This window comes from Pseudoalteromonas sp. TB51 (assembly GCF_000498055.1).
GTDB lineage: Bacteria > Pseudomonadota > Gammaproteobacteria > Enterobacterales > Alteromonadaceae > Pseudoalteromonas > Pseudoalteromonas atlantica.
On sequence record NZ_AUTO01000334.1, the window covers coordinates 1 to 11,546 of the forward strand.

An 11,546-nucleotide genomic window follows, 5' to 3' on the forward strand; every position below is an offset into this window, starting at 1 on the left:
ATGGCAAAAGAAAAGTTTGAACGCGTAAAACCGCACGTAAACGTTGGTACAATCGGCCACGTTGACCACGGTAAAACTACACTAACTGCAGCAATCACTAACGTACTTGCAAAAGTATACGGCGGTGTTGCTAAAGATTTCGCATCAATCGATAACGCTCCAGAAGAGCGCGAGCGTGGTATCACAATCTCAACTTCTCACGTTGAGTACGATACACCAACTCGTCACTACGCACACGTAGATTGTCCTGGACACGCCGATTATGTTAAAAACATGATCACTGGTGCTGCTCAAATGGACGGCGCTATCTTAGTAGTAGCTGCGACTGACGGCCCTATGCCACAAACGCGTGAGCACATCCTACTTTCTCGTCAGGTTGGCGTACCTTACATCGTTGTATTCATGAACAAATGTGACATGGTTGACGACGAAGAGCTACTTGAGCTAGTAGAAATGGAAGTTCGTGAACTTCTTTCTGAGTACGACTTCCCAGGTGATGACTTACCACTAATTCAAGGTTCTGCTCTTAAAGCACTTGAAGGCGAAAAGCAGTGGGAAGACAAGATCGTTGAGCTTGCAGAAGCACTAGATTCTTACATCCCAGAGCCAGAGCGTGACATCGATAAGCCATTCATCATGCCTATCGAAGACGTTTTCTCAATCCAAGGCCGTGGTACAGTAGTAACTGGTCGTGTTGAAGCTGGTATCATCAACGTGAACGACGAAGTTGAAATCGTTGGTATCAAAGAGACTACTAAGTCTACTTGTACTGGTGTTGAAATGTTCCGTAAGCTTCTTGACGAAGGTCGTGCTGGTGAGAACATTGGTGCACTTCTACGTGGTACTAAGCGTGAAGACGTTGAACGTGGTCAAGTACTAGCTAAGCCTGGTTCAATCAAACCTCACACTACATTCACTTCAGAAGTATACGTACTTTCTAAAGATGAAGGTGGCCGTCATACTCCTTTCTTCAAAGGTTACCGTCCACAGTTCTACTTCCGTACAACTGACGTAACAGGTGACGTACAGTTACCAGAAGGCGTAGAAATGGTAATGCCTGGTGATAACGTTAAGATGACAGTAACTCTAATCGCGCCAATCGCGATGGACGAAGGTCTTCGTTTCGCTATCCGTGAAGGTGGCCGTACTGTAGGTGCTGGTGTTGTAGCAACTATCGTAGAGTAATAGTTAACGTTTAAGTTAATTAATACTAAAAAGAGGTCACTTCGGTGGCCTTTTTTATTGCCTAAAATTTATGTCATGTGAAGGTGGCGCTATTACCTTTAGGCGTAGGTGCAACGTAGCAACGTTCAATGAGTAATAGTTAACTTTTAAGTTAATTAATACTATAAAAACCCGAGCTTAGCCTCGGGTTTTTTAATGCCTGAAGAAAAGTGATTAGTTTTTAGCTATCAGCTTTTAGCTGCTTGGCGTTAATGTAAATAATGTTGCTTTACAAAGCCCGAGTCAAAGTGGAAACTGGTGTGTAAGGGGGCTTATTCAGTGAATAACTATCGACACTTAAAGGGTATTAGCCTAAGCTAAAAATGGCTTAAATTTACAACAGGAAATGGGCGATGAGTAATAAAAATAACTATCCGCAAGGTATATTTTGCTGGGCTGAACTGTGTACTCATAATTGGCAAGACGGGAAAGCTTTTTATACCTCGTTGTTTGAGTGGGGAAATGATGATCAGCCCATTGGCGATGATGAGTATTACACTATGCTACAAAAGCAAGGTGACGATATTGCTGCTATGTATCAAATGCCTAAAGAGCAAGTGGCCTCTACGCCTAGCTACTGGCTTACCTATATTGCCGTAGATGATGTTGATGCATGTGCAATTAAGGCGCAAGAGCTCGGTGCGCAAATTATAGCAGGCCCTCATAATGTTATGGATGCAGGGCGTATGTTAATGCTTAAAGATCCCGCGGGTGCCACGGTGGCATTGTGGCAAGGTAAAGAGCATATAGGATGTAAGCGTCCTTGTGAGCTCAACACGCCTTATTGGCATGAAATGGCAACGCGCGATAGTGAAACAAGCCGTCATTTTTACTGTGAACTACTGGGGTGGAAAAGTGAAACAAAGCCTATGGAAGGTATGGATTACACCTTGTTTTTAGTTGCAGATAAGCCCGTAGCAGGCATGCTACAAATGACTGATGAGTGGCCACAAGACGTACCTCCCCATTGGATGATTTACTTCGCCGTGGATAACTGCGATAGCTATGTAAAAAAAGCGGCGACTCTTGGAGGGCAAGTATGTGTACCTGCCACAGATATTCCTGATGTAGGGCGTTTTAGTGTTATTTGCGACCCTCAAGGGGCTGTGTTTTCTATTATTGAATCAGCAATGGATGATATTAAAGCTTAGTCATTAGCAGCGCTTAAGGCTAAATTTTAGACTTTAGTGTGGTTATTTAGGCGCAGTAATTATGTGCTTTTTTGCTATAATGGCGGGTAATTACACCCTCAGTCAGCAAGAGAGCACAATGGAATTTGAACAAGATAGTAAATTAACCTTACCGTTATTTATTTTAAATGAGTCGCTTAGTGAGCGAGATGTAGAAAAGCCCGATTTAGACATTTCATTTGCTCTTGATGATGAGCTACTGACGCAGATATGCCAAAACCCAGCACCTGATAGCAGTATCGCTATTAGTTTAAAAGAGTATGAGCTTGCGCCGCATAGCAGCGAATTTAATGCGTTGTTAAACCAAGAGCACGATGCACAAATAACGCTGACCCACGGCCCACTGTTAAGTGTGGTGTTAAATACCCACGACAACCAAACTTTTGTCTCTCCACAAATGGATATGATGCCAACCTTCGACCTGGGTGATGAGGATGAAGAATGAAAAAAATTCTGATCAGTACATTCGTCCTTATTATCCTCAGCGGGTGTGCTTATTTAGGCAATGCTCACTACAACGACTTATTTGGTGATGAACAAACGCAGCAGCGTATAGTGCCGCATGATACAGGTGCTGGTGCCGAGTTTTTGCAAGAAGTAAAACCTGTGCTAGATACACGCTGTGTAGTATGCCATGGCTGTTATGATGCGCCATGTCAGCTAAAGCTTTCTTCCCCTGAAGGGATAGATAGAGGGCTAAGCAAAGAGCTTGTTTATGATGGTACACGGCTATTAGCCACTACACCAAGCCGGTTATTATTTGATGCAACCAGCACTGAGCAATGGCGTAAAAAGGGCTTTACTCCGGTACTTAACGAACGTGACCAAAACCCAGAAGCAAACCTTGCCGGTGGGGTGTTATTTAATTCATTAGTGCTTAAGCAAAGTGCACCCTTACCAGAGAATGAAATTCTTGATGACGAATTTGACTTTTCACTTAGCCGCTCTCAAACGTGCGCCACTATGGGAGAATTCGATCGTTTAGCTGCAGAGCAGCCTCATGGCGGTATGCCTTACGGTTTACCGGGCGTGTCTAGCCAGGAGTTTTATCATTTACAAAAGTGGCTTAAAGACGGTGGAAAAATGGCGCATATTAAACCGCCCACCAAAGCCGAGCTAACAAACGTTAAAAACTGGGAAGCGTTTTTAAATCAAGACAGCTTAAAATACCAATTAGCCGCACGTTATATTTACGAGCATTGGTTTTTAGCCCATATTTATTTTGGTTCTGATAAACCACAGAGCTTTTTTAAACTGGTTCGTTCAAGTACGCCGCCAGGCGAAGAAATTAAGTTAATTAATACGCGCCGACCATACGATGACCCTAAAGTAAGCCGTGTGTATTACCGTTTACTACAGGACCGCTCAACTGTTTTATCAAAAACACATTTACCGCTAAAGCTTGATGATGCAAAGCTTGCACGTATTTATGAGCAATTTATAGCTCCCGATTATACGGTTACTAAAATGCCAAGTTATAAGAGCGAGGCGGCATCTAATCCTTTTAAAACGTTTGAAGTAATTCCTATTAATTCTAAGTATCAATTTATGCTTGATGAAGCTGAGCTAATTATTATGGGCTTTATTAAGGGCCCTGTATGCCGCGGCCAAATTGCACTTAATGTGATTAACGATCATTTTTGGGTTGCCTTTGCAGACCCTGAAAAAGTCGCGACTCCAGCAGTGGAAGATATGTTGCTTCAGCACGAAGAAGCCCTTGAATTACCTGCAGCAGAAGAAAGCAATGCATTGCCTATCTCTAGCTGGGTTAAATACTCAGTGCGTGAGAAAAAATACTTACAAGCCAAAGTTGAGCTGGCTAACGAGATGTTTAAAAACGGAGAGCATTTAACCACCGACCTATTGTGGAAAGGTGAAGGGCATAACAAAAATGCAGCGCTTACAATATTTCGCCATTTTGATAGTGCCACGGTGGTGAAAGGCTTTATTGGTCAAGAGCCTAAAACTATGTGGGTATTAGATTATGCGCTATTTGAGCGTATTCATTACTTACTTGTTGCAGGCTTTGATGTATACGGAAATATCGGCCACCAATTAGTGACCCGCCTATACATGGACTTTTTACGTTTAGAGGGTGAGCAAAACTTTTTGGCTTTATTACCTGAAGCGAAGCGCCATCAAATTAAAAAAAGCTGGTATAGAAAGTCTCCGCCAAGCTTATCTAAGTTTTTTAAAAACAACCGAGAGTTTAGCCAACCTAGCGGTATTGAATATAAAACGGATGATCCACAACACGAGCTGTATGGGTTAGTTAAGCAAACTTTAGCGCCAGTACTGAGTGAGCACTACGACTACACAAAAGTACCCACGCCATTAAATGCACTAAACAATATGCCGGCTAAAGCTATAAATTTATTACCGCAGTTATCGTATATTTTGGTTAAGCAAGACGATGCTTCACATAAAGCTTATACGCTTATTCATCACAACGCGCATTACAATATTTCCAGCTTATTAAATGAAGATGGGCAGCGCGCTTATGATGAAGATACCGCCACCCTAGTGCCAGGCTTTATTGGTGATTACCCTGCGGCTATTTGGTATTTAAATGATCAAAATGAAGTGGGTGAGTTTGCACAGCTATTACCTATGATGCAAATTGAAGCAGATTATGCTGCAATAAAAGTAAAATTTGGTATTCGTCGCTCACATCCAGAGTTTTGGAAATACAGCGACATAATGCACCAAGTAGCTAAAGAGTATCGTGGCGTTGAATTTGGTATGTTTGACTACAACCGATTAGAAAATCGCTAACTGGTAATTACAAAAGTGTCGCAAGTATTGCCCTTTTTGCCTCACACTTAATACATTTAGCCCAGTCATGTTACTGGGCTTTTTATTTATATAATTACTAAAGCTGATGTTGAGTTTTCTATATATAGGCTACACTTAAAATAAAAAAGCGGCCTTGTATGTTTAAAATTATTGCCAATGTAAGACAGCGTTACCGATGGGCGCTTATTGCTATTGCTCTGTTAATAAGTGGCTCAGCATTGTTGCTGCAGTATGGCTTTTCTGTACAAAAGTACGATGCCAAAATTATTAATATGGCAGGTAAGCAGCGCATGCTCTCGCAAAAAATTGCTTGGCATAGCAATGCACTTCTTTCATCACGAATCGATGTTGCTACCCATACCAATTCCCTCGAACACTCTCTCGCACAATTTAAAACAGCTCATGAGGTATTACTTACTAAGCAAGGTAGTAGTTACCGTTATTTAACGCCAGAATTAGTAAAGTTATACTTTGCTGAGCCAGCTAATCTAGATAGCGAAGTGAATGAATTTATTGCCCAAGCTAGTTGGCTGCTGTACCAAAAAGGCGAGGTAGACACACAGGTGCTCAACGTAGCACATGTAGAAAACCTGCTAGCTAAGCTTGACCGCGCGGTTACTTTATTTGAGCAACATGCAGTGAAAAAAGTTAACCGCGTGTCTAATTTAGAATTGCTGTGCTGGTTAGTCGCCATGGTGTTATTGCTCGTTGAGCTAAGATTTGTGTTTATGCCGATGGAAAAAGAGGTGGAACGCACCTTAACAGCTCTTCAAAAACAAAAGGACTTTGTAGCGCAAATGAGCCAAAACAAAGAGCACTTTATTGCCAGAGCAAGCCACGAATTTAGAACACCGTTACAGGGATTAATTACGTCGATTGATGAGCTAACCATCAATGCCGAGCAGCAAAATATTAAAACGCAAGCAAGCTACTGCGCCCTTAGACTTCTATCTATGCTTGATGAGCTACAAGACCTACAAGCACTAAGCACAGGAAAGTGGGCGCCAATTCTTAAAAACGAAAACCTTTTAGAATCCATAAACAAAGTGGTATTGGCGTATGAGTATGCAGCGCAGCAAAAAGGGTTAACATTAATCACTCATTTTGATGAGTCTCTTAATTGTTTTTGTAAGTTAGATCATCAGCGCTTACAGCATGTATTAACCGAGCTAATTAGCAATGCAATAAAGTTTACCGACAAGGGCGAGGTTGAAGTTGCTGCAAACATGCAAAACTCGCAATTACAATTAACCGTTAATGATAGTGGGTGTGGTTTTTCTAGCGAAATAACAGAACTGGAGTTTGACTCATTTAAACAAACTAACCACTTTCAAGGCCTAAGAACGGGATTAACACGGGCGCAGTATGTTGTTAAAGCGCTGCATGGTTCGCTTTCATTTAAAAACAACACAGCGTGTGGCGCTCATGTTACGCTTAACTTGCCGATTGAAATTACTAACCAGCAAACAGAAAGAGAAGTCGAAAAAAAGCTTTTTTGCCTTGTGGTTGAAGACAACGAATTAAACACCTTGTTACTCACACGTATTTTGGCAACGTTAGGTGTGGACTATGAATGCGTTGTAAATGGCCTAGAAGCCTGCGCAAAGGTAGGTAAGGCTGACTATGATGTGGTGTTTATGGATTTAAACATGCCGGTCATGGATGGCTTTGAAGCGACTAAAAAAATACGCAAAGAGCTAAATAAAACCATGCCCATAATCGTTGTTACAGCAAATACCTCAGCCGAAGACATGGACTTAATTTATGAATATGGCGCGAGTGAACATATTCATAAACCCATAAGTAAGCAGGCAGTGGCTGATGCATTGGTAAATGTGTGCATAGCTAATGAAATAAATTAATACGCAATTAAATACGCTTGCTAAAGCAATTTACTATACGTTAAGTTGTTTATTTAGCTTATGGTGAAGGCAGTATTGTGCAAAGTATTGTATTTGAACAATTTAGTGGTTATTTAAAAGGGCAAGGTAAAAGCCGTTACACAATTAATGACTTAAGTTGGCAAGTGAATGCTGGTGAGCACTGGCTCTTATTAGGCGCTAATGGCGCAGGTAAATCGGCATTGAGCGCCGCATTAACGGGTGAAGCTAAGCAGCAAAGTGGTACTTTTAAAAGTACCTTTAATAGTACGCAGCTTGTGTCATCTGATGTGCAAAAGCAGTTAATCAAAAACGAAATTGAGCATGAACATCACAGCTTAGTAAAAGATTTTATCTTCCCTCAAAATAGTAGCTACAACCATGAGCTACGTAAAAAACTAATAGATGCCTTTAATTACAGCGACCTTTTAGAGAGGCATTTTAGAGATCTCTCTACCGGCGAAACCCGTAAACTCCTACTTATAAATGCGCTAAGTAGTCATGCTGATTTAGTGGTACTAGATGAGCCATATGATGGCTTAGATAAACATTCGTGTGAGGTGCTAAACACTTTATTAGAAACACTTAGCTCAACAAGTAACTTTGTGTTTGTGTTAAATAGGCTTGATGAAATCCCACCGTTTATTACTCATTACGCTTATGTAAATCAGGGGCAGTTGCAGCATGTACTTAATAATCCAAACGCAGAGCAGCGTGCTGACTTGCTTAAACTACTGCATTTAACCCATACCGCTTTAGAAATACCTCAACCGGATGACTCCCAAGGCCGTGCAGAGTATACCGCCGATACATTGGTTAAGCTTAGTAATACAAAGGTTAGCTACGCTGGGGTTGATGTATTTAAAAATCTCAATTGGCAAATTAATAAACATCAACACTGGCAATTGAGTGGTAAAAATGGCTCAGGTAAAACCTGCTTATTAAATTTAATAACTGGCGATAACCCTCAATGCTACAGCAATAGCAATGATATTCAGGTATTTGGTTTTAAACGCGGAAGCGGTGAAAGTATTTGGGATATAAAACAGCATATTGGCTATATATCAAATGCACTGCATATGGATTATCGAGTAAGTATATCGGCATTGAATACGGTTATTTCTGGGTTTTACGACAGCATTGGCTTATATCAAAAGCCAACAGAGTCACAGGTAAATACAGCTAAGCAATGGTTAGCGTTGATTGGGTTAGGCGATAAACAAAATAGCTCATTTACGCAACTTTCATACGGCGATCAGCGCATGCTATTAATAGTGCGTGCTATGGTAAAACACCCCACGTTACTCATTTTAGATGAACCTTGCTTAGGGCTTGATGAAGCAAATAGACAGCGAGTACTAATTTTAATAGAGAAAATTTGTGCCGCAAATACCAGCACCGTTATTTATGTAAATCACCATGCGGCAGACAAAATTAAAGGGATTGAGCATTATTTAAAAATGGAAGATTTTAATTAAAGGCTGGGCTGAATATGCCCAACCTTTAACGCCACGTTATAGGCGAGTAATGGTAAAGCCTGCATCAGTTAACTGTTTAATTAAACCATGCTGCTCCGGTAAGTGCAGCGCGCCTACAGCAATAAATAGCTTTTCGTTAGTTAAGCGAGGCACTAATTGCTCCACCCATTTATTATTACGATTAACTAGCATAACCTGCTCGCTTATTTCACCGTAGTTACTATCGTCAAAACTCATGTTGTAGTATTCAGTCAGCGTATCCATATCACCATTTTTCCAGGCGTTTACTAACTTAATAAAATAAGTATTAATATCGGCAAGCTGTTCAAACGTTTCTTCAATCATTTCATTACTAAGCAAAGCCATCCCATCAAACATTTGTAGTTGCTGCTCTAGCGTTTCTAACTCTCCAATCGTGATATTTTGCTTTTTAGCGTAAGCAAGTACTTGCTTGTCTATGCCTGTTTGGTCAGAAAACCCTGCATTTTGAAATTCAATCTGCATCATGGTTACCATTACAGCCCAAGGTTTGAGGCCATTAAACATAGCTATATCAATCGATTTTTTAGCAAAGTAGTCTTTAAGCTTATTGTAGTTTTGTTTTGAGAGTTCTGTTTGTAATGTTTTGCCATCTTTAAGCATCATAAAGGGCATTGAACGCTGCTGCATTTGCAAAGGCGTGAGTTTACTAATATCTACTTCAACAACAACTTGCTCGCTTTGATCTATAGCTTTAGTTACTTTTTCTGGTAAGCCTTTCATGCTGGCATCGCCTACGTGAACCGTGCCAAACAAGTAAGAGCTAGTACCGTTTTTTTCTACTTTAAATAATGCCGGTGCCGCGACACTATTAAAACTAGTTGCTATAAAAAGTGCCAGTATAAAAAACTGACTAATTCGAGTGAGGGCTTGCATGGTTTGTCCTTAAATCTAATTGAGTTGCCTAAATACTAGCTTAAATTAAAGCGCTTTAATAAACCTATTTGGTTATATTAAACACTTTTAAATGCGCTTATGAATTTAGTTGCACTAGGGCACTTTATTTAAATAGGGTGAATGTAATTAAGTGGTGCCTAATAGGGCTTGCGGAGTAAACCTGCCTAATTAGCAAAGTTTTAAGTTATTTACCGTGCTGCGCTGTTATTTGTACTACAATGTATCAAAAATTAATCAAGCCCTATATGGCTATTATGTGGCTAGTGAATTTACTTGATGCAAATTAAGGTATAGATTTTTCATTTAAGCCTTTTGTTGTGAATTTAAAATCCGTTTAAAGTCGCTTTTTGCTCTTTTGTTGAATTAAGTTTGGTGTTGACTTACTCGCGTCAGCGCGGTACAAATACATATACAGAGCGAAGAGTATTACTTCGTAACAAATGAACACATTTTGGTATTAATTACATGCTTACAAATGCACTTAACCTAGTCCTGATTATTATCGTGGTGATTATTCCCGCGAGGGCTTCGTAGTGCTATAAACTTAAGCATTAAAAAGCCCTCCGCACCTAACCGTTCGGAGGGCTTTTTAGTTTTAAGCACAAAGTTTTAAAAATTTTATACCAATTCGCTTAATTAAGTGATCTATTTTGAGGATAGATAAACGTGTTGATAGCTAGGCAAAAAATTCGCTATTTAGTTGTTCTAAATAAGAATTTTTTAACGCAGATTGCGACACTTTTAGCCCCCTAAAAATAATTAAGTATTATTGCGGATTGGTATTAGCTATAAGTTTTAAGTAAGTATGTAATTGGGTTGTCACTGAGGAATGAGGATTAATTAATGACAGGCGCAGAACTAACAATCGATTTATTAGCCAAGCACGGCGTAAATGAAGTATTTGGCTACCCTGGCGGAGCTATTATGCCCATTTACGATGCGCTGTATGGCGCGCCTGTAAAGCATTACCTTACTCGCCATGAGCAAGGCGCTGGTTTTGCCGCAGTGGGTTATGCTCGCAGCACAGGCAAATTAGGCGTTTGTTTTGCTACCTCAGGCCCAGGCGCTACTAACTTAATAACAGCACTTGCCGATGCAATGATGGACTCAGTGCCATTATTAGCAATTACAGGCCAAGTACCGACAGCCGCTATTGGCTCAGATGCATTTCAAGAAGTCGATGTACTAGGTATGTCACTGTCGTGTACTAAACATAGCTACATGGTAGAGCGACCAGAAGACTTAGCTGAAATATTACAAGAAGCCATGCACTTAGCTCAAAGTGGTCGCCCAGGCCCAGTGCTTGTAGATATTCCAAAAGATATTCAAATGGCGCAAGTGCCTTTTAAACCTTGGTTAGCTGCTGATGAATATTTACCACAACTTGATTTAAACCAAGTAGCCATTGCAAACCAGTTATTAACTGAAGCAAAGCAGCCAGTAGCGTATGTAGGTGGTGGCGTACAAGCCGCCGATGCGCAAAATGAGTTAATGCAGTTTTTAAACAAAACACAAATGCCAGCGGTATCAACATTAAAAGCGCTAGGCAGTGTGTTACCAGATTACGAGCACTACTTAGGAATGCTAGGCATGCACGGCACACAAGCGGCTAACATAGCAGTACAAGAGTGTGATGTACTTGTATGTATAGGCGCGCGCTTTGATGACCGCGTAACGGGCAACTTAGCCAAATTTGCAGCTAAAGCAAAAGTAATTCACTTAGACATTGATGCGGCCGAAGTAGGTAAACGCAAACCTGCTAAAGCGTCCTTAATTGCTGATCTAAAAACCTCATTACCCGCACTTGAGTGTGTTGTAACACCTAAAGCATGGTGCGATACAAATAAGCTCATGAGCGAAAAACACGCATGGCGTTACGACTACCCAGGCGAAAAAGTATTTGCCCCGTATTTATTGAACCAGTTAAGCCAGCGTATGCCAAAAACAGGCGTGGTGTGCTGCGATGTAGGCCAGCACCAAATGTGGGTGGCGCAACATATGAAGTTTAACCACCCAAGTAATCACTTAAGTAGTGGTGGCGC

The 11,546-nt window shown here is 40.8% G+C and carries 8 protein-coding genes; 7 read left to right on the forward strand and 1 reads right to left on the reverse strand.

The window, feature by feature from the left end; all coding sequences use genetic code 11:
- The 6 genes from tuf (at position 1) to L650_RS0121020 (ending at position 8,568) form a co-directional block, all read left to right on the forward strand.
- Entirely contained in the window at positions 1-1,185 is a 1,185-nt protein-coding gene (tuf, locus tag L650_RS0120995; RefSeq protein ID WP_029773026.1) for an elongation factor Tu, read from the forward strand.
- 392 nt (positions 1,186-1,577) lie between these two features.
- The gene (locus L650_RS0121000; protein WP_029774301.1) at positions 1,578-2,375 is read left to right on the forward strand and encodes a VOC family protein; all 798 of its coding nucleotides are present in this window, start codon (positions 1,578-1,580) and stop codon (positions 2,373-2,375) included.
- 118 nt (positions 2,376-2,493) lie between these two features.
- Positions 2,494-2,859, forward strand: a complete 366-nt coding sequence (locus tag L650_RS0121005) for a hypothetical protein (protein WP_029774302.1) — start codon at positions 2,494-2,496, stop codon at positions 2,857-2,859.
- Positions 2,856-5,189, forward strand: a complete 2,334-nt coding sequence (locus L650_RS0121010) for a fatty acid cis/trans isomerase (RefSeq protein WP_029774303.1) — start codon at positions 2,856-2,858, stop codon at positions 5,187-5,189. Before L650_RS0121005 ends, L650_RS0121010 begins: the two co-directional genes overlap by 4 nt.
- A 158-nt stretch (positions 5,190-5,347) precedes the next feature.
- Positions 5,348-7,072 carry a response regulator gene (locus L650_RS0121015; protein ID WP_029774304.1) on the forward strand — a complete coding sequence of 575 codons (1,725 nt, stop codon included), beginning with the start codon at positions 5,348-5,350 and terminating at the stop codon, positions 7,070-7,072.
- Positions 7,073-7,149: 77 nt separating this feature from the next.
- Positions 7,150-8,568 carry an ATP-binding cassette domain-containing protein gene (locus L650_RS0121020; RefSeq protein WP_029774305.1) on the forward strand — a complete coding sequence of 473 codons (1,419 nt, stop codon included), beginning with the start codon at positions 7,150-7,152 and terminating at the stop codon, positions 8,566-8,568.
- Positions 8,569-8,604: 36 nt separating this feature from the next.
- Here the strand turns inward: L650_RS0121020 and L650_RS0121025 are convergent, their stop codons facing one another.
- Positions 8,605-9,483, reverse strand: coding sequence for a TraB/GumN family protein (locus L650_RS0121025; protein WP_029774306.1), 879 nt, complete (start codon positions 9,481-9,483; stop codon positions 8,605-8,607).
- Between the two features lie 864 nt (positions 9,484-10,347).
- Here L650_RS0121025 and L650_RS0121030 point away from each other — a divergent pair.
- Positions 10,348-11,546 (forward strand): thiamine pyrophosphate-binding protein (locus L650_RS0121030; protein ID WP_029774307.1); only part of this gene is annotated, 1,199 nt, incomplete at its 3' end.

What these genes read in the sequence shown, in the direction of transcription:
- tuf (WP_029773026.1), top strand. Translation starts at nt 1, where the DNA reads ATGGCAAAAGAAAAGTTTGAACGCGTAAAACCGCACGTAAACGTTGGT.
- L650_RS0121000 (WP_029774301.1), top strand. Translation starts at nt 1,578, where the DNA reads ATGAGTAATAAAAATAACTATCCGCAAGGTATATTTTGCTGGGCTGAA.
- L650_RS0121005 (WP_029774302.1), top strand. Translation starts at nt 2,494, where the DNA reads ATGGAATTTGAACAAGATAGTAAATTAACCTTACCGTTATTTATTTTA.
- L650_RS0121010 (WP_029774303.1), top strand. Translation starts at nt 2,856, where the DNA reads ATGAAAAAAATTCTGATCAGTACATTCGTCCTTATTATCCTCAGCGGG.
- L650_RS0121015 (WP_029774304.1), top strand. Translation starts at nt 5,348, where the DNA reads ATGTTTAAAATTATTGCCAATGTAAGACAGCGTTACCGATGGGCGCTT.
- L650_RS0121025 (WP_029774306.1), bottom strand. Translation starts at nt 9,483, where the DNA reads ATGCAAGCCCTCACTCGAATTAGTCAGTTTTTTATACTGGCACTTTTT.